At 33.4% G+C, this 19,447-nt stretch carries 17 protein-coding genes and 1 riboswitch; of the genes, 12 read left to right on the top strand and 5 right to left on the bottom strand.

Annotation, left to right across the window (positions count from 1 at the left end; genetic code table 11):
• Positions 1–888 (bottom strand): LysR family transcriptional regulator, encoded by an 888-nt coding sequence (locus tag HYI43_02050; GenBank protein ID UDI77389.1) that lies wholly within the window; start codon positions 886–888, stop codon positions 1–3.
• 166 nt (positions 889–1,054) lie between these two features.
• On the opposite strand from HYI43_02050, the gene HYI43_02055 reads away from it, so the two are divergent.
• From HYI43_02055 to HYI43_02070, 4 genes are all read left to right on the top strand, one after another.
• Positions 1,055–1,909 (top strand): methyltransferase domain-containing protein, encoded by an 855-nt coding sequence (locus HYI43_02055; protein UDI79253.1) that lies wholly within the window; start codon positions 1,055–1,057, stop codon positions 1,907–1,909.
• Between the two features lie 10 nt (positions 1,910–1,919).
• Positions 1,920–2,237: a hypothetical protein gene (locus tag HYI43_02060; protein ID UDI77390.1), complete on the top strand. Its 318-nt coding sequence runs from the start codon at positions 1,920–1,922 to the stop codon at positions 2,235–2,237.
• 158 nt (positions 2,238–2,395) lie between these two features.
• Positions 2,396–2,971: a PadR family transcriptional regulator gene (locus HYI43_02065; protein UDI77391.1), complete on the top strand. Its 576-nt coding sequence runs from the start codon at positions 2,396–2,398 to the stop codon at positions 2,969–2,971.
• A 20-nt stretch (positions 2,972–2,991) separates the two neighbouring features.
• Complete coding sequence (locus tag HYI43_02070; GenBank protein ID UDI77392.1) at positions 2,992–4,170, top strand: FAD-dependent monooxygenase; 1,179 nt, start codon at positions 2,992–2,994, stop codon at positions 4,168–4,170.
• 568 nt (positions 4,171–4,738) lie between these two features.
• Here HYI43_02070 and HYI43_02075 read toward each other — a convergent pair.
• Complete coding sequence (locus HYI43_02075; GenBank protein ID UDI77393.1) at positions 4,739–5,629, bottom strand: fructose bisphosphate aldolase; 891 nt, start codon at positions 5,627–5,629, stop codon at positions 4,739–4,741.
• A gap of 177 nt (positions 5,630–5,806) precedes the next feature.
• Here HYI43_02075 and HYI43_02080 point away from each other — a divergent pair, with 177 nt between their 5' ends.
• Both HYI43_02080 and HYI43_02085 read left to right on the top strand, forming a co-directional pair.
• A complete protein-coding gene (locus tag HYI43_02080) occupies positions 5,807–6,145 on the top strand; it encodes an ATP-binding protein (protein ID UDI77394.1) in 339 nt (112 codons plus the stop codon).
• Between the two features lie 508 nt (positions 6,146–6,653).
• Positions 6,654–7,979, top strand: coding sequence for a putative glycoside hydrolase (locus tag HYI43_02085; GenBank protein UDI77395.1), 1,326 nt, complete (start codon positions 6,654–6,656; stop codon positions 7,977–7,979).
• 101 nt (positions 7,980–8,080) lie between these two features.
• Here HYI43_02085 and HYI43_02090 read toward each other — a convergent pair whose 3' ends face one another.
• Both HYI43_02090 and HYI43_02095 read right to left on the bottom strand, forming a co-directional pair.
• A complete protein-coding gene (locus HYI43_02090; GenBank protein UDI77396.1) occupies positions 8,081–8,710 on the bottom strand; it encodes an LPXTG cell wall anchor domain-containing protein in 630 nt (209 codons plus the stop codon).
• Between the two features lie 168 nt (positions 8,711–8,878).
• Entirely contained in the window at positions 8,879–9,310 is a 432-nt protein-coding gene (locus HYI43_02095) for a hypothetical protein (GenBank protein UDI77397.1), read from the bottom strand.
• 143 nt (positions 9,311–9,453) lie between these two features.
• Positions 9,454–9,560, top strand: a riboswitch (SAM riboswitch).
• A gap of 111 nt (positions 9,561–9,671) precedes the next feature.
• Between HYI43_02095 and HYI43_02100 the strand changes: the two genes are divergently transcribed.
• Both HYI43_02100 and HYI43_02105 read left to right on the top strand, forming a co-directional pair.
• On the top strand, positions 9,672–10,487 hold the full coding sequence (locus tag HYI43_02100) for a methionine ABC transporter substrate-binding protein (protein UDI77398.1): 816 nt from the start codon (positions 9,672–9,674) through the stop codon (positions 10,485–10,487).
• 295 nt (positions 10,488–10,782) lie between these two features.
• The gene (locus tag HYI43_02105; protein UDI77399.1) at positions 10,783–12,120 is read left to right on the top strand and encodes an aspartate aminotransferase family protein; all 1,338 of its coding nucleotides are present in this window, start codon (positions 10,783–10,785) and stop codon (positions 12,118–12,120) included.
• 124 nt (positions 12,121–12,244) lie between these two features.
• Here the strand turns inward: HYI43_02105 and HYI43_02110 are convergent, their stop codons facing one another.
• Positions 12,245–13,696 carry an amino acid permease gene (locus HYI43_02110; GenBank protein ID UDI77400.1) on the bottom strand — a complete coding sequence of 484 codons (1,452 nt, stop codon included), beginning with the start codon at positions 13,694–13,696 and terminating at the stop codon, positions 12,245–12,247.
• Positions 13,697–14,458: 762 nt separating this feature from the next.
• On the opposite strand from HYI43_02110, the gene alsS reads away from it, so the two are divergent.
• From alsS to HYI43_02130, 4 genes are all read left to right on the top strand, one after another.
• Positions 14,459–16,123 (top strand): acetolactate synthase AlsS, encoded by a 1,665-nt coding sequence (gene alsS, locus HYI43_02115; protein ID UDI77401.1) that lies wholly within the window; start codon positions 14,459–14,461, stop codon positions 16,121–16,123.
• A 34-nt stretch (positions 16,124–16,157) separates the two neighbouring features.
• On the top strand, positions 16,158–16,862 hold the full coding sequence (gene budA, locus HYI43_02120; GenBank protein ID UDI77402.1) for an acetolactate decarboxylase: 705 nt from the start codon (positions 16,158–16,160) through the stop codon (positions 16,860–16,862).
• A gap of 162 nt (positions 16,863–17,024) precedes the next feature.
• On the top strand, positions 17,025–17,969 hold the full coding sequence (locus HYI43_02125) for a zinc ribbon domain-containing protein (protein UDI77403.1): 945 nt from the start codon (positions 17,025–17,027) through the stop codon (positions 17,967–17,969).
• On the top strand, positions 17,969–19,432 hold the full coding sequence (locus HYI43_02130) for a zinc-ribbon domain-containing protein (GenBank protein UDI77404.1): 1,464 nt from the start codon (positions 17,969–17,971) through the stop codon (positions 19,430–19,432). Before HYI43_02125 ends, HYI43_02130 begins: the two co-directional genes overlap by 1 nt.
• The last annotated feature ends 15 nt before the right edge of the window (positions 19,433–19,447 follow it).

The following is a 19,447-nucleotide window of genomic DNA, read 5'->3' on the forward strand; positions in this document are numbered from 1 at the left end:
TTAGTGCTTGTCGTGACTACATGCTTGAATAAGCTTCATTAATTCATCTATCTCATTAGAAGGTAAAATATGGTCATATACTTTGACATTGATGTAGGATGTTATTGGTGATTTAAATGGAACCATTTTTAAAGGTGAGGTGATATAGAATTTCGCTTGTTGTTCCATAATTAATGCTACGCCATTATTGATATTTGCCATCTCAAGAAAGTTCTCAATGCGAGGTGCAGTAAATGAAATATGTGGATAGAATTGTTGGTTTTCGCAATAATCTAAGAAAGATTGATGTTCAATCGCAAAATCAGGAGTAAGATACAGCGATTCGCCCTCAAGCATATCAAGTGTTACTTCCGGAACATGCACTAAAGGATGAGATTCGTGAACGACGGCACACAGTTTTTCTTCTAAATAGGTAAAGGCGTGTGTTTCATGCACCGGTCGTTCTTCTCTTAAGAAACTTATATCAATTGCACCGTCTTCTATAAGTTGCTGCAAATCTTGCTCACTACCTTCATGAATACGGAATCTTACATTTGGAAATTTTTGGATACATTGTGAGACGATGTTAGTGATACCATATTCAATCATTAATCGAGAGGCACCAAGATTAATGGTCAGTAAATTATCATGATTTTGTTGTTCTAGTTTTGTGATTAAATCTTTATGGTTCTGACAAATCATTTTCGCATAATGAAGGAATAATTTACCTGATTCTGTTAGTTCAAATTGTTTATTACTACGGTCAATAAGGCGGTATCCACATTCATTTTCTAATGTAACAATATGTTTTGATAATGTGGATTGGGCAATATAAAGATCTTGGGAAGCTTTGAAATAGTTTTGATATTTAGCTAAGACAATAAATTCATTTAAATAAGATATTTCCATATTTATCAACAACTTTCGATAATATTGATTATTTAAATGATACATGATTCTTCTTAATATATAAAATTGTAAGTAATTTCAAATATAACCAATCATTCAAATTGTTTTGTTTTTTTATAGTTGATAGTTAAAATACAAATGAATATTTAAGATATAGGGGCTGATGATAGTGAATGAAAATATATTTAATAATCAATATTGGGAGAAAGCGTGGGAAAACGATCCTAATACACAAGATAAAAGAATGAAACGTGCAGGCTTAGGTGATCCATCTGCACCTGGCTTTGAAAAGTGGGCAAAAAACTTTGATAAACAATCATTTACTAAAGAAAGCCAACAACGTACAAAACGTATTATGGATTGGATTGAACGACAAACGGGAGCATTTAGTGATTTAAGTATATTAGATATTGGTGCTGCCTCAGGCGTCTTTAGTATGCCATTTGCTAAAGAAGGTGCTAAAGTGACAGCGTTAGAGCCATCACCTATATTACATGACATGCTAAAAGATAATGCGTACCATTTCGGTGTAACACTAGAAACGATTAATCAATCGTTTGAAGATGCTTGCATTGATGAACTAGGGCATCATGATTTAGTATTTGCATCTATGTGTCCGGCAGTTACGACGTGGGAAGCGGTTAATAAAGCAATTGATATCGCACAGAAATATGTATATGTCAGTTTAATTGCTGGACCTAAGGAAAATTCAATAGTTGATGAGGTTGTAGCATTTTTAGATGAAAAAAGTCAGACTATGACGGCGGATATGTATTACTTATTGCAGTTATTATATGTTAATGATTACACGTATGAAACATTAATCGAGCGTCATACACAACACAATGATAAAACACTTGATGATGTTATGCAGCAATTACCTCAATGGTTAAAAGAAGTTGAGGTTGAACTAGATGAACAACAACTGGGGAGTGTGAAAGACTATTTACAAGATAAATATGGCGATGCGATACCTGTAATCACTGGTGGTAAGTTTGGTAAAGTATTGATTCATGTATAGAGGGGACGTTATGAAATACTATATCGTAAAATTTGAACACACTGATTTAAAAAGATGGAAGAAGTATGTTGTCCCGCATGTCTTATACTTAAAGAAGTTGATAAAGCAAGGGCACTTAATAGTTTCTGGTCCAACTGTTGATGAGCGCAAAGATGTGAAAGAAGCTTATTTAATATTTAAAGTTAAAAATCGTGACATGTTAATGTCGTTACTTGAGAAAGATCCTTTTTGGTATCAAGGCTTAGTTTCTCATTATACAATTGAAGCGTGGAAACCGTTATTTGGTAATTTAGAGCACCTTGCGAATGAAGAATTTGAACAAAATTAATATGTATAAATACTATTCTGACGGTCTTTGTTGGAATGGTATTTATTTTTAATAAAATTATTTCGATATATCGCTTTACATTTAACGATATATCGTTTATTATATCGATATATCGAAAAAGTAATTAAATAATAATTAAAGAAAAGGTGATTTTAATGATGTTTAGAAGACATATGCAAGATATGAGACAAGGAATGGATCGTTTTGAACAATTTGGTGGAAGCAAAGGGCCACAAGGTTTTGAAGGGTTTGGTGGTTTCGGACGTCGTGGTGGTCGAGATAGATTTTTCAAAAAAGGAAATCTACAATTTATTATTTTACAAATGTTAGAAGAAGAATCACGTCACGGTTATCAAATCATTAAAGATTTAGAAGAACGCTTCAAAGGTTTCTATTCACCAAGTCCTGGTTCAGTTTACCCAATTTTACAAATGTTAGAAGATAGAGACTTTGTATCAATTTCTAAAGAGGGTAACAAAAAAATCTACACCATTACAGATGAAGGTAAAACCTTCTTAAAAGAGAATGTTGACCAAGATGAATTTACACAACGCTTAGAACAATTTAAAAATGTAGATTTTGAACAAATGAAAGCATCACGCGAACAATTACAAGGATTATTCCATGGATTTATGAAAGCAAGTCAAAGTGCATTACAAGATGAAGAAAAACAAAAAGAATTAAACGTATTTATTGAAGAAACTAAAGAAAAATTAGAACGATTCTATAAATAATAAATCGGGGGTAACGGGTTATGAACATTAAAGATGTAAAAAATGTAGGTATTATTGGAGGAGGCCCTGGTGGTTTAATGTTAGGTCTTCTCCTACAACAACAAGGATTTGGGGTTAAAATCTTTGAAAAAGCTGGACTCAATGTGAATAGTGATCGTGGTGGCTCATTAGATATTCATGAGGAAAGCGGTCAATTGGCATTAAAAGAAACTGGCATTATTGATAAATTTAGAGAACTTGCCCGTTTTGAGGGTGAAGACACACGTGTTTTAGATAAAAATGGCAATGTCTACTATGAAGAAACGGCAGACCCTGAAATTGAGGGCGGTCGCCCAGAGATTGACCGTGGTGAATTATGTGACATAATTTCAGAACAATTGAACGATGGCACAGTGGTATACGGTAAAGCATTTAAATCATTGAAACAGTTAGACAATGCACAAATTGAAGTGATGTTTGATGATGATAGCAATGAAACGTTTGATTTTGTGATTGGGGCTGATGGTGCCTTTTCAAAAGTAAGACCATATTTGGCTCATGTAGATGTAGAATATAATGATATTTCAATGGTTGAATTGAATGTGGAAGACGTGTTTAATCAATATCCTGATTTAGCCCAGTTTAATAAAAATGGTAAAATGATGGCTTTTGGAGACAATAAAGCGATATTAGGACAAGTCAATGGCGATGGACGTATAAAAGTCTACATGTCGTATAAAATGGCTTACGACGAATTTGATAAATTTAAAGCAATGTCAAAATCTGAAATTAAAGCGCAGTTAATGAAAGATTTTGAAGATTGGGATGCAGATTTAAAAAAATATATCGAATATGCTGGTGATGATTTATTACTACGCCGTATTTATAAATTGCCAATTGGATTCAAATGGGATAATCAGTCAAATTTAACTTTAATTGGTGATGCTGCACATTTAATGAGTCCGTTTGCGGGTGAGGGCGTCAATATGGCATTTTATGATGCTTATTTATTAGCAGAAGCGATAAAAGAGAATGATGATTTACAAAGTGCATTGAAAGCGTATGAAGCAAAAATGTATGAAGTTTCTGAACAAAGTGCAAGTGAATCACAATCTAATTTAGAAAAAATGTTTGATGACAATGCAGCACAAACGTTTGGCGATTTCTTTAATCAAGTAGGGGAATTGTTCGAAGAACATCAAACGCATAATCAAGCATAATAAGTATTAGAAAAGCCGGCTGGTTGAAATAACCAGTCGGCTTTTAATTCGAGTGAAGTTGTATAGAACTTCGCCGGAATGATAAACGGGCTACAGTGAGCAGATTGCTCAACAATTATACGCATCGCGCTAAAACTAAAGAACAGTTTTTGCTTGATGCTAGTAATTGTTCGCAACCTAAGCGCTCACTTACGCACCTAGTGATAAACGGGCTACAGTGAGCAGGTTTTTCGGCAGAAATACTCAAAGCTCGACAAAACTTGAAGAACAGTTTTGCTCGCTTTTCGATTCTGCTCAAAACCTAAGCGCTCACTTACGCACCTAGTGATAAACGGGCTACAGTGAGCAGGTTTTTCGGCAGAAATACTCAAAGCTCGACAAAACTTGAAGAACAGTTTTGCTCGCTTTTCGATTCTGCTCAAAACCTAAGCGCTCACTTACGCACCTAGTGATAAACGGGCTACGAAAAGCAGGTCGTTCGACAATAATACGCTAATCGCTAAAATCAAAGAACGATTTTTGCTCATAGCTCGTTATTGCTCGCGACCTGAACGCTTTTCTTCGCACCTTAGTTTTTATTTACTGATGCGTCATAGATTGAGTCTACTGCGTCGCCTAATGCTTTATCGAATTCTTCTTGTGATTGGCTAGCACGTAAGTCACTTGCTAATGCACGTGAGAAGCTTGCGATTAATTCGTCGTTGTCTTTCAATAATTTGTTTGCTTCGTCTCTGCTGTAACCACCTGATAATACAACCACGCGTACAACATTTGGATGATCTGCTAATTCTTTGTATAAGTTAGCTTTAGTTGGGATAGTTAATTTTAACATTACTAATTGATCATCATTTAATGAATCTAAGCCTTTTTTAAGTTCAGCTTTTAATACTTCTTCGATTTCAGCTTTGTCTTTAGCGTTGATGTTAACTTCAGGTTCAATGATTGGTACTAAACCTTTAGCGATGATTTTTTTAGCGAATTCAAATTGTTGTTCAACAACGTCTTTAATACCTTGTTCATTTAATTCTAAGATATTAGAACGCATTTTAGTACCGAAGATGTGACGTTCAACCGCACGGTCTAACGTATCGTCTAAATCATCGATAGGTTTCATTAATTGAACACCATTTTGTTGTTCAGCTAAACCTTTGTCGACTTTTAAGAAAGGAACAACGCCTTTGTCAGCTAAGTAGTCACCAGTATATTTGCCTTCAACTTCACGATCCATTGTTTGTTCGAAAAGGATAGCACCTAAAATTTTGTCTGGAGAGAATGAAGGTGAAGTTACAACTCTAGTACGCATATCGTGTACAAGTTGGAACATTTCGTCATCATTGCTATATTCGTCCTCGTTTACACCATATTCTTTTAATGCTTTAGGAGTACTACCGCCACTTTGGTCTAATGCTGCGATAAAACCTTTCCCATTAGTCATTTTTTCTAATTGTTCTTTATTCATTACTCTTTCCACTCCTTTAATTAACTTTCATATTTATTATGATAAAAATTAAGCACATTCTCAAGTTATAAAACTTATATTTATTGAAAATTCATATTTTACAGTTTATAGTTTCATAAATTGTACTCATTTGTTGTATAACTCATTTTCAAAAATTAAAATATGCGAGGTAATAAAATGGAACATCGTATCTTAATTATTGGTAGTCCAGGTTCAGGGAAATCAACGTTAGCCATGCGTTTGCAACAGAATTATAAGATACCTTTGTATCACATCGATAAAATACAATGGCTTAACGATAAAGAGACTGTAACGCCGGAATCCTTACACGCTCAGTTGAAAGAAATTGTAGCGACGCCATCTTGGATTATTGATGGTCATTATTCAAATACCTTACCCATGAGATTAGAACGAGCAACGATAGTGATTTGGATAAAAGAACCCAAGTGGAAATGTATATACCGTGTTATCAAACGATATCTTAAGAGTATATTTAGAAAGAAGACTGGGACATAAATAATATAAATATGCTATTTTGCAATTTCGCAGTAGCTGACTGAACTGAAAATGCGCTTAAATCAAGCTTTTTTCAGTTCTAGTCATCCTTGCGGGGGTGGGACGACGAATTTAAAAAGAATTCTGTCCCACTCCCAATCCTAAGACAATAAGTATAGAATTTCTCAAATATATTTGGGATTTCCCTAGAAATAATGACGACAACGTAGTAAATCATTATCATCAAACAAAACATCAAATTCAATGGATGATTGGTGATACGCAATTAATTTATTCAAAATTAAACCTATGAGCACACGATTTATATAAAATGTATTTAAAAACATACAAACATTAGTTAATTTATATTATAAAATTTTGCGGTAGTGAATATTTTTGTTAAAAGTATGCTATTCTAGAGGCAAGTTAGGTTCTCTTATTTAGGATATTTTAAACCTTAAAAATCGCTTACTATTCTAAATAATGAGAACCTAATTATACATATAAAAAGTTTTCGGAGGCTCAGGGAATGAAAAAGAACAAAATATTTGCTGTATTAACAACAAGTGCTTTGTTACTCGCTGCGTGTAGTAATGGGGATAATTCATCTAACAGCGGGCAAAAAGGGGACAGCCAGAAGAATGAACAAACAAGTAGTAATAGTCAAAGTGACAAATTAAAAGAAACAAATGACAAGAACAAGAATGAAAACAAAGTAGACTATCCTAAAGATGGTGTTAAAGGTATTTATGTGACGAGTAACTCAACTAAAGGTGAGAAATTAGATGAGTTAATTAAATTTATCAAAGATTCAAAATTAAATACGATGGTTATCGACGTTAAAGATGATGAAGGTAACATCACGATGAAGTTGAATACTGGTAATAAAAAAGTAGACAAAAATACATTAGATATTGTTGATGGTAAGAAATTATTAAAAAAATTACATGACAACCATATTTATCCAATTGCACGTATTGTAACGTTTAAAGATACGAAATTGGCGAACGAACATCCAGAATGGTCATTCAAAAATAGTGATGGTTCTGTTTGGACGAATGGTAAAGGCGATAGTTTTATTAATCCATTTATGAAAGAAGTTTGGGATTATGATATTACCATTGCTAAAGCGGCAGCTAAAGCTGGATTCCAAGATATTCAATTCGACTATGTCCGTTTCCCAGAAGGTTTTGAAAATGAAGCAGATAATTTAACTTATAATAAAGATGATTATAAAAACAGTAAGTTAAGTTCTGGTGATCAACGTGTTGATACAATTACTAAGTTCTTGGAACATGCAAATAAAGAATTGAAACCAATGGGTGTAAATGTGTCTGCAGACGTATTTGGGTACTCAGCATTAGTGAAAAATGCACCAGGTATTGGACAAAGTTTCCCTAAAATGTCTGAAAATGTAGATGCAATCTCATCTATGATTTATCCGTCACACTGGAGTAACGGTGACTTCGGTTTAGATGCACCAGATACAGAACCATACAAAACGGTAAACCGTTATATTCAAAAAGAAAATAACTTATTGGATACTTTAGGTAAGAAGAAACCCATTTCTCGTCCTTGGATTCAAGACTTCACTGCTTCATATTTAGGAGATGGTAATTACATTGACTATGATGCTAAAGCAGTTTCTGAACAAGTCCAAGCGTTAAAAGATAATGGCGTAAATGAATTCTTATTATGGAATGCTGGTAATGATTATACTAAAGGTGCCAACTACAATCCTAAAAAGGGTAGTGCTAAAGAACGTGATCCAGAGGGTGTAGAACAAAATTCTAATAACAAAGATAGTAAAGAAAAAGACAGCAAAGACAATAAAGATAGCAAAAATAATAATTAAAGTAATTAAAAATCAACTTAGTGTCGTGAAAGTGGCACTGAGTTGATTTTTTATGGACTATAAGATAAATTTCATGCTTAAATTGATTTTTCAACATGATGCTATGATGTTTTTTTATTTAATCGTCTAGTTACTAAAGTACCACCTAATAATAAAAAGATACTACCAAGTACTTGTGCTGATGGCGTGTTATCAGCTTCACCCGTTTGAGGTAAAGTTTTAATTGAAGCGGATGATGGGTTATAGTCATTGTTTTTAAGTTTATGAGATGACGGAACTTCAGAAGATTTAACATTACCTACATAATATGAATTTAATTCACGTGCACAATCTACAGAATGAACTTTTGAGTTATTATGTTCTTGGTTATCAACTTCAGCCGCATTGGCAATACCGTGTTCAGCGTAAGTTACGCCACTTTGTAATTGATTATAGCTACTGAATTTATCATTTTTATATTCGACTTCACCATTTTTATAAACTTTATAAACACCTAAACCGGCATTAGCTTTATTGTGACTTTTAATCTCAAAATAATTTCCTTTATCAATCGCTTTATTTAAATTTTGTAAATCAGGGTTGCCTCCGCTATTTAATAATGCCTCTGAAGCAACTTGTTGTGCATTGTCTTTCGTTACAATATCAGCTGCCAAAGCATGATTTGAACCTAGAGAAGTCAAAATAACAGTACTAGTTAAAAGCGTTGAACCGATAATAGAAATCTTCTTCACAATGAAAACCCCATTTCATTTATTATCATTTACAACCTTAGTTTAACACGCATCATTGGTTTGAATACGGGCTTAAAGTAAACGATATTTAAACTTTAATCCAGCTTAAAAAATGGCGTCTTTGTAAAGATATCTTAATAATATTAAAGTTTATATGAAATTAGCCATTTAGTGTTTCTTTTTCGAAAAGAAGGGAATAGCCCAAGCCATTAAACAAGAAAAAATAATATGTGCAATTATCCACAAACCATACTCTATCCAACTAAACTGGAATATAGAACGTTGAGCGATAAAATTTAATAATGGATATAATAATATGAAAGTAATCATTAAAAACAGATAACTTAACTGATAAATTAGCTTTGATATATGATAAATGATTAAAAATATAATATAAATCGATATGCCAATCATAATATGAATGAGTATCTCTAATGCAAGTGGCGTCTTACTTGGATCAACTAAAAAATCAATATTAATTAATAGTAGTGTAAGGTGCGTGTGTTGCATAAAAACATCCATCATAGCCATTGTGATTAATAAAATCGTACTGATGACAATGGCACTTATAAGATGATAGCGATAACGTATCATGGACACCCATCCTTAATATTCGTGTTGCAATGTATATTCCCGTATTATCTAGAATGTACACTTTTATTATTTTTAGAAAATTCTAAAAATAATATTGACCTTAATATAACTGCATGCTAAGATAAAAACAATTCAATATAGCTAACAAACTCTTATCAAGAGTGGTGGAGGGATGTGCCCTAAGAAGCCCGGCAACCGTCGTTTTACGAAATGGTGCTAATTCACATAAAGTAGACAATACTTTAAGAGATAAGAGAAAGTGCATCGATACTTTCTCTTAAATAATAGAAAGTATTTTTTTATGTCTTCTAACTATTTAAGAGTTGTTCTGAAATTGAAGAATCTATTCAAAGAGGTGTCGATATACATGAAGAAGTATTTAAGTATCGTTAGTATTTTAGTCTTAATTATCGTATTAACAGCGTGTGGTAAAGATAAAGAAGATAGCAAGAAGATTACTGTTGCTGCATCTCCCGCACCACATGGTGATGTATTAAAGAAAGCTAAAGAACAATTAAAGAAAAAAGGGTATGACTTAGAGGTCAAAGAAGTCAATGACTACAAAGTACCTAATAAACTTTTGGATAAAGGTGATGTTGATGCTAATTTCTTCCAACATGTACCTTATTTAAATGCTGAAAAGAAAAGTCACGGTTATAAAATAGAAGAATTAGGTAAAGTGTTTACAACACCCATGGGCGTTTACAGTAAGAAATATAAACATTTAAAAGATATTCCAGACGGGTCAACCATTTATGTCTCTAATAATCCAGCAGAAGAAGGGCGATTTTTATCTTTCTTTGTAGATGCCGGTTTAATTAAACTTAAAAAAGGTGTCAAAATCGAAGATGCCAAATTTGAAGATATTGCTGAGAATAAAAAAAATTTAAAATTTAATCATCAACAAGGTGCTGAGTTTCTACCTAAAACATACAAAAATGGTGAAGGGGCAGCAGTTATAATGAATTCAAACTATGCGATTGATAACGGTCTGAAACCGTCTAAAGATGCCATTGTAATGGAAGGCAAATCTTCTCCTTTCGCAAACATTATCGCTGTTAAAGAAGGCCATAAAAACGATAAAAAATTCCAAGAATTATTAAAAGTAATGCAATCAAAAGAAATTAAAGATTACATTAAGAAAGAATATGGCGATGACGTGATTCCATATGAAAGTAAATAATTCCAAATGACTGAATCTTATAATTATATAGTGTAACGCACAGTTTGAAATTTATAATTATATTGATCATCGAAATGCTACAGACATGACGAGTATGATTTAACACATTTACGTTTAGTCATGTCTGTTTTATCTATAAGAACGAATGCAAGATACAGTGAAAGTTTAAGATTTTTAATTTTTCAGAAAATATTTACAAATCTGACAATTATTAGTATATTGGTACTTATTACTTCAAAATGTTTATTTGTGTAGCGAATGTTAGGGATGGCTACACTTGGGAGGATGAGTACAAGTGAGTAAGGCAGAGCAATTGATTAATGAAGACGGGAAATACTTTGCGGCATCTGGAAGAATTAAATATTATCCATTAGCCATTGACCACGGATATGGTGCGACATTGGTCGATGTAGATGGTAAAGAATATATTGATTTATTGTCTAGTGCAAGCTCACAAAATGTAGGGCATGCACCTAAGCCTGTAACTGAAGCGATTCAGAAGCAAGCAGAGAAATTTATCCACTATACACCAGCCTACATGTATCATGAACCAGCTGTGAAATTATCGAAGAAACTTTGCGAAATTGCCCCTGGCGATTATGAGAAACGTGTGACTTTTGGTCTGAGTGGTTCCGATGCGAATGATGGCATTATTAAATTTGCACGTGCTTATACAGGGCGACCGTATATCATTAGTTTTACAAATGCGTATCATGGTTCAACATTCGGTTCACTATCTATGTCTGCTATTAGTTTAAATATGCGTAAGCATTATGGGCCTTTATTAAATGGCTTTTATCATATTCCTTTTCCGGATAAATATAGAGGCATGTATGAACAACCGAATCCTAATACAGTAGAGGAATATCTTGCGCCACTTAAAGAGATGTTTGCGAAATATGTACCAGCAGAAGAAGTTGCATGTATCGTTGTTGAAACCATTCAAGGAGATGGTGGATTGCTAGAACCTGTTGATGGATATTTTGAGGCGTTAGAAGCGTTGTGTCATGAACATGGCATTTTAATTGCTGTGGACGATATTCAACAAGGTTTAGGACGAACAGGTACTTGGAGTTCAATCGATCATTATAACTTTACACCTGATTTAGTGACGTTTGGTAAATCGTTGGCAGGTGGTTTACCTATGTCAGCTATTGTTGGTCGTAAAGAAATCATAGAGACACTTGAGGCACCGGCACATCTCTTTACTACAGGTGCCAATCCAGTGAGTTGTGAAGCGGCTTTAGCTACATTAGGTATGATTGAAGATGAAGATTTACTAACTGCTAGTTCTGAAAAGGGGACATACGTCCGTAAGCGAATGGATCAATGGACTGATCAATATGAATTCGTGGGAGATGTACGAGGCAAAGGATTATCAATTGGTATTGATATCGTATCAGACAAGCAAGCTAAAACGAGAGCCTCAGAAGAAGCCTTGAAAATATGTAATTACTGTTTTGATCATGGATTGGTATTAATCGCAGTTGCAGGTAATGTGCTTCGCTTCCAACCACCATTAGTGATTACGTATGAGCAATTAGATTATGCTTTAGATACAATAGAAGATGCTTTACAAGCATTACAAGAGGGACAATTAGATAACTATAATATAGACGGACAAGGTTGGTAATAAGAAAAAAGATGCCATGAAAATAGGACTGATGATTTTTGTCATCAGTCCTATTTAATGTTGAATTTTAAAAGCACTTATCTCATTTAATTTGATGAGATAAGTGCTTTTTGTTATGTCTATATTAATCTTTAGGAACGATATAGTCTTTTTCTTCATTTTTCTTAGAGTGGCGAACACCATAGAGTAAATAGATGACGATACCAACTAAGAACCAAATGACAGTATATAGTTTAGCCTCGTAGCTTAATCCCCAGAATACAAGTAATACTAAAACAAATGTAATCACTGGTAATACAGGGAAGAATGGTACTTTAAATGATGGTACTGGTAAGTCTTTACCTTCACGTTTTCTTAAACGATACATTGCAAGAGATACAAACATAAATGCTACTAATGTACCAGCTGAGATAAGCTGTGCTAAGAATGCGAATGGGAACATTGAACCAATTAACACACCAATAATAGTTAAAATTAATAACGCTCTGTTTGGTAAATGTTTATGGTTTAATTTAGATAACCAAGGTGGTAATAAACCATCACGTCCGAATGAATAAAGTAAACGTGAACCTGCCAACATCATACCAATTAAAGCAGTAAACATACCCATAACTGAAATGGCTTGGATAATCGCTGCGATAACACCATGTCCACTTTGACGTAATGCCCAACCTACTGGTTCAGCGTTATCCGCATACTCAGAATAATGGAACATACCTACTAATACTAATGCAACCCCTACGAATAATACGAGTGCTACGCCTAATGAACCAAGAATACCGCGTGGCATTGTTCGTTGAGGGTCAATGGCTTCTGCAGAGTTTGCAGCGATTGAGTCAAAGCCAATGTAAGCTAAGAATATCATTGAAACCCCAGCATAGATACCTTGCCATCCACCAAAGTCACCGTTGTCAGTTACTTTGTGTTCAGGAATAAAAGGTACATAATTTGATGCATGAATTGCAGTTAAACCAACGATGATAAATAATACAATCGCAAATACTTTAAGTATAACCAAGACATTTTCTACACGTGCTGCTTCAGTCATACCACGAGAAAGGATAACCGCAGTGATAATGATAACGATAGCAGCAATGATATCGATAACGCCGCCATCAGAACCAAAAGGATTAGACAATGCTTTCGGTAATACAATACCTAATGGGGAAACGAGTCCTCGTAAGTTTGCTGAGAAACCGGAAGCTACAAAGGCTACGGCGATAAAGTACTCAGCTAAAAGTGCCCAACCTGCTACCCATCCAGCGAATTCTCCAAATAAAACGTTAATCCAAGAATAAGCTGAACCTGCGAACGGCATTGTGGATGCCATTTCTGCATATGAGAATGCTACTAAACCAGCTACAATGGCTGCTAATAAGAAAGATAGCGCTACTGCAGGACCGGCATGTTCAGCAGCAACCACGCCAGGTAGCGTGAAGATAGCTGTTGATACAATGGTACCTACACCTAATGCAAGAAAATCTCGAACACGTAATGTACGTTTTAAATGACCATCTTTATTTTGGTAGATAGTGGGATCTTCTTTTCGTGTTAAATTTTTGAAAAAACTGGCCATAATGATGAACCTCCACTTTATATTTTAATCTTTTATAAGATCAACTTGTTAACGAATGAACATTTATAATATTAGCACAAAACTTTATGTTTTTGTCTAAAATTTCTGAAAATTTTAAGTTTTCTTACTTTTTATAAAATGACGGTACGCAACAAGGAAAATTTAAATGATAGATTTGATTATAACAGATATAAGTGAAATAAAAACAATTAAAAAGAGTAAAATTATACTATAAATATAAAAAGTAGATATTATGTCAACATTAGCACCTTAATAAATAAGGATAAGTCAAGTGATTAGACCTTTTTTGAGGCTGATTTTCATAAAAAATGAAACAAAGTTGACCTATTCCAATATGGAATCGGTTCTATCGAAAATATGTATTTTATTTATATTAAAGCCCATACTATAATTAATCACGTAATAAAGTTACAACATATTCAAATTCAAACAATTCTCTTAATGTGTTGTGTAGCAATCATTCCCCTAAAGATTGTCAAAGCAATAGTCGCTAACGAGAAGCGAATTGTATACACAATAAAGACATATAAACAGAAGACTCCCATCTCACATTTGAATATGCTTAAATAACTGAGATTACATCGCAACATCGAAATATGAAGTAACTTTAAATATAAAGAAGCCGCAAACAACATGTGACTAAGTCTTTCCCTCTTTTTCCCTTAAAAAAATAGACATGTGTGTGGCTTCTTTTTTAATATAAAAATTTAGTATATAGGTATTTGAAAGGATATGAATGTAATGGCTAAAGATAATTATTCTGCTGCAGATATGGTTATTGATACTTTAAAAAATAATAATGTGGACTATGTATTTGGTATTCCGGGCGCTAAAATTGACTATCTCTTCGACGCATTAGAAGATGACGGTCCAGAATTAATCGTTACACGTCACGAACAAAACGCTGCTATGATGGCACAAGGTGTAGGTCGTATCACTGGTAATCCTGGTGTTGCTTTAGTAACAAGTGGTCCAGGTGTAAGTAATTTAACTACAGGCTTATTAACAGCTACATCAGAAGGCGACCCTGTATTGGCAATTGGTGGTCAAGTTAAACGTAATGATTTATTACGACAAACGCATCAAGCAGTAGATAACGTTTCATTATTGAAATCATCAACAAAATATAGCGCAGAAGTTCAAGACCCAGAATCATTATCAGAAGTTATGACAAATGCAATTCGTGTGGCAACTTCAGGTAAAAATGGTGCAAGCTTTATCAGTATTCCTCAAGATGTCATTTCAGCACAAGTTAAATCTAATGCAATTGATTTATGTGAAAAACCACGTTTAGGTGTTCCTGCAATTGAAGACATCAACGAAGTCATTACAGCAATCAAAAAAGCAGATTTCCCTGTATTACTTGCGGGTATGAGAAGCTCAAGTGAAAAGGAAACTGAAGCGATTCGTCAATTAGTTGAAAAAACAAATTTACCAGTGGTTGAAACATTCCAAGGTGCTGGTGTACTTAATCGCCAATTAGAAAATCATTTCTTTGGCCGTGTAGGTTTATTCCGAAACCAAGTCGGCGATGAATTATTAAGAAAAGCAGATTTAGTTGTTACAATCGGTTATGATCCAATCGAATATGAAGCAAGTAACTGGAATAAAGAATTAGAAACTGAAATTATTGCAATCGATGAAGAACAAGCAGAAATTACTAATTTCTTCCGTCCTAAAAAAGAATTAGTAGGTAATATTGCTGGTACAATTGAGTTATTATCAAATAATGTGACTGAAACAATTATTGAACAAAGTCACTTAGACGATTTAGAACAATTAAGAGCAGATATTATTGAAGCAACTGGTATTAAATATACACATGAAGATGGCATTATGCATCCGTTAGAAATCATTGAAACAATGCAACAAACTTTAACTGATGACACAACTGTAACAGTAGACGTCGGCAGTCATTACATTTGGATGGCACGTAAATTTAGAAGTTATAACCCAAGACACTTACTATTCAGTAATGGTATGCAAACATTAGGTGTTGCTTTACCATGGGCAATCGCAGCAGCATTGGTTCGTCCTAATACACAAGTTGTATCAGTTGCAGGAGACGGTGGTTTCTTATTCTCTGCACAAGACTTAGAAACTGCAGTTCGTAAAAAATTAAACATCATTCAATTGATTTGGAATGATGGTAAATATAATATGGTAGAATTCCAAGAAGAAATGAAATACAATCGTTCATCTGGTGTTGAATTTGGTCCAGTGGATTATGTTAAATATGCGGAAGCATTTGGTGCTAAAGGGTTACGTGTTACTAGTCAAGCTGAATTAGAAGCTGCAATTAAAGAAGGATATGAAACTGAAGGACCAGTAGTCATTGATATTCCAGTCAATTATAAAGATAATATCAAACTATCAACAAACGTTTTACCAGATTCTTTAAACTAATGTTTAAAAAATAATAATCAGGAGTGAATATTAAATGAGTCATGTATTATATCAACATGGTACATTAGGTACATTAATGGCAGGTTTATTGGAAGGTACTGCTACAATCAATGAACTATTAGAACACGGAGATTCAGGACTAGCTACATTAACAGGTTCTAATGGTGAAGTTATCTTTTTAAATGGTGAAGCATTCCATGCTAATGAACATAAAGAATTTAAAAAGTTAAATGGTGATGAAATGACACCATATGCAACCATCACACGTTTTGAAGCGGACAAATCTTATCAAACTGCAGATAAAGATTCTGAAAATGTGTTAAATGAAGTTAAAGAACATATGTTAAGTGATAACCTATTCTCTGCTGTAAAAATTAGTGGGACTTTCAAAAAAATGCATGTACGTATGATGCCTAAACAAGAGCCACCATACACGAGATTAATTGATTCAGCACGTAGACAACCTGAGGAAACACGTGAAGATATTAAAGGTACAATTATTGGATTCTTTACGCCAGAATTATTCCATGGTATTGGATCAGCTGGTTTCCATATTCACTTTGCTAATGATAATCGCAACTTTGGTGGTCATGTACTAGATTTTGAAGTGGACGATGTCACTGTAGAAATACAGAATTTCGAAACATTTGAACAACATTTCCCGGTTAATAATAAAACATTTACTGAAACAGAAATTGATTATGCGGATGTAGATGCTGAAATCAGAGAAGCTGAGTAAACTAAATTGTAGTATGAGTGGTTATATTGGACTGAGACGATGAATTCGAAAAGAATTCTATCTCAGTCTTTTTTTGAATTTAAAATCAATAAAATAATATTTTACGCAATATGAATTAGTGGTATAATAACTTAAAATTTTATATTTATGGAGGTATTCATAATGCAATGTCCAAATTGTGGTCAGACCTATCAACATGGAGATTTATTTTGTGGGGAATGTGGCACGAAATTAAGTACAGCCACATCACACTCAACATCAGAATCATTAAACTTGGATAGTGTAGTAAATCATAGTCAACATAATAGTAGTAACCATTCTGAATCAGAGGCTATTTCTACATTTTCTTCAGAAGATAAGTTAGAAACGCATGTTACTCATAATGACACTCAGCAAAGTATGAATCAATCTGACTTTGACCGTGAAAAATATGCTAAAACGTATCCGTCATATGAACAACGTTATGCACAAGGTGAATTTAGCAATAAAGTGAAATCAATCTTTAATGAGAGTAAGCAATTCTTTAAACAAGCATTTCGTTCTCACGATGTTACGATTAGAGGTAATCATTCATTCAGTTATGCTTTGTTAGCATCATTAATCATAGTAGGCCTTTTAATTTTAGGAATGTTTATTCATTTATACATAGCAGATAATTTCGGCAATTATATTACAGGCATTGCTTCAATTATTTTAAGAGTTATTCTAGGCATTGCTTTTGCAACAGGTTTTTTATTCATCGTTACTTTTGGCGTAATTAGACTGACTGTAGTACAACCTATACGATTTAAGAAAGTATTTTCAGATTTTATTTTAGTTAATACGATTTCAGTACTGGTATTATATATCGGTTTATTCGTTTTATTTTTGAAAATGTATATTCTTAGTGGCATCTTAGTAGTATTTTCAATTATTTTATTATTTACATCATGTGTCTATTTAATTACTAAAAATAGCGTGAACCAAACATTACGTTTACCAAGTTTTTATAGTATTGTCATCTTTTTTGTGATTATTGGATTTGCACTTCATTTAGGTGGTTCTACTTTAATCAATCAATTTGATGAATTAGATATTGTGCCTAGATTGTTTTGGAAGTGGTTCTAATGAAATATTGTAAACATTGTGGTAGTGTGATTGTTTCGAATCAAAAGGTTTGTACACAATGTGGAACGAAACTAGACATAGATACTCGTTTGGTTCCGCCTTTTCAAAAAGAACCTAAAAAGTCAAAAAAGATTAGCATTATCTTGTCGCTCATCGTTGTGGCACTAATTATTTCAGTAATAGCCGCCTTCTTAGTATTAAAACATCAATTATCACCTGAAAAGGATGCAGACCAAATCGTTCAAGCTATTAAACACAAGGATGCTAAGACCTTATCGCATTATTTAACGGCTAAGGATAAACATTTAACTGTTGAAGAATCAAAGGCATTTATAGATTTATTAAATCAAAATGAACAACTTGATAGCTATGCGGACAAGATAGGTAAGGCTATATTAGAAGCTAAAAAGGGACATTCAAATGGCGCCATTGTAACTACTGAACTAAAGACGCAACTCTTTAGTGCTGAAAAAAGGGGTAAAAAGTATTTGGTGTTTGATCATTACGTATATGAGGTTCCTCAATTAAATGTCGCAATGTATTCTGAAAATGAGGGGACATTGACTTATACACATAATAGTAAGGAACATAAAATTGAGTTGAAAAAGGATAGTGTCGTGGATTTAGGCAATTTCACTATGGGAAATTATGATATACCTGCAGTTAAAAAAGTAAATGGGGAAGCGCGTAAAGGAAAGCTCTATTTAAATATGAGTGGCGTACGTACAATAGTTAAAGAAAGCTTTGGAGAAAAGCGTGTAACCATTTCTAAAATAGAAAATAGTAGTAAATTTGATAGTGATGACATTCATATTTATATTAATGATAAAAATCAAGGTGCGTATGATAGTTCAAAAACGTTTGGACCATTTAGTGCAAATGAAGATGTTAACATTTATGCGATTGGCAAATATGACAAAGATAAGTCTTTTAAAACAAATATTGTAAACCTAAAGAACTTTAAAGGAAATGAGGTTTTAAATGGGCTTGTAGAAATGACTTTAACATTTAACGACAAAGAAATTGAAGATTACATCAAGAATAAAGAGAAAGATAACGATGATAAAGAAGATAAGAGCAAGGATGATAATGAAAAATCTGACGACAATTCAGAACAAAAAACGTCTAGTGATTCAGCGGATAATGACGAACAAGATTCAACAACGAAACATAAATCAGAACATCATTCTGATGAAGATGATGGCACTAAACATTTTGATGATAATAAAGTAAATAAAGAAACATCAGAAAAAGTAATGTCTAAAATTAAAGAATATGAAAAAGAAAAAGGTTATAGCGATTTGAAAAAATATCATGCGAAGGATGTAGAACGACTTAATACATTTACATTTAAAGTTAAATTGGTAGATGATAAAGGTAAACTGGTTTATGTTTATTACGTTTATGATACTGGTGATGTCTCAGAAGAAGATGCACATGGTTTTGCAGCACATAATTTTTAAATAAATAGAGAGCGA

The organism is Staphylococcus taiwanensis (genome assembly GCA_020544305.1).
Classification (GTDB): Bacteria; Bacillota; Bacilli; order Staphylococcales; family Staphylococcaceae; genus Staphylococcus; species Staphylococcus taiwanensis.

Excerpts from the sequence above, each read along its gene's own strand:
- HYI43_02070 (UDI77392.1), top strand. The coding sequence starts at position 2,992 with ATGAACATTAAAGATGTAAAAAATGTAGGTATTATTGGAGGAGGCCCT.
- HYI43_02080 (UDI77394.1), top strand. The coding sequence starts at position 5,807 with ATGGAACATCGTATCTTAATTATTGGTAGTCCAGGTTCAGGGAAATCA.
- HYI43_02050 (UDI77389.1), bottom strand. The coding sequence starts at position 888 with ATGGAAATATCTTATTTAAATGAATTTATTGTCTTAGCTAAATATCAA.
- HYI43_02060 (UDI77390.1), top strand. The coding sequence starts at position 1,920 with ATGAAATACTATATCGTAAAATTTGAACACACTGATTTAAAAAGATGG.
- HYI43_02100 (UDI77398.1), top strand. The coding sequence starts at position 9,672 with ATGAAGAAGTATTTAAGTATCGTTAGTATTTTAGTCTTAATTATCGTA.
- HYI43_02130 (UDI77404.1), top strand. The coding sequence starts at position 17,969 with ATGAAATATTGTAAACATTGTGGTAGTGTGATTGTTTCGAATCAAAAG.
- alsS (UDI77401.1), top strand. The coding sequence starts at position 14,459 with ATGGCTAAAGATAATTATTCTGCTGCAGATATGGTTATTGATACTTTA.
- HYI43_02110 (UDI77400.1), bottom strand. The coding sequence starts at position 13,696 with ATGGCCAGTTTTTTCAAAAATTTAACACGAAAAGAAGATCCCACTATC.
- HYI43_02075 (UDI77393.1), bottom strand. The coding sequence starts at position 5,629 with ATGAATAAAGAACAATTAGAAAAAATGACTAATGGGAAAGGTTTTATC.
- HYI43_02125 (UDI77403.1), top strand. The coding sequence starts at position 17,025 with ATGCAATGTCCAAATTGTGGTCAGACCTATCAACATGGAGATTTATTT.
- HYI43_02085 (UDI77395.1), top strand. The coding sequence starts at position 6,654 with ATGAAAAAGAACAAAATATTTGCTGTATTAACAACAAGTGCTTTGTTA.
- HYI43_02065 (UDI77391.1), top strand. The coding sequence starts at position 2,396 with ATGTTTAGAAGACATATGCAAGATATGAGACAAGGAATGGATCGTTTT.
- budA (UDI77402.1), top strand. The coding sequence starts at position 16,158 with ATGAGTCATGTATTATATCAACATGGTACATTAGGTACATTAATGGCA.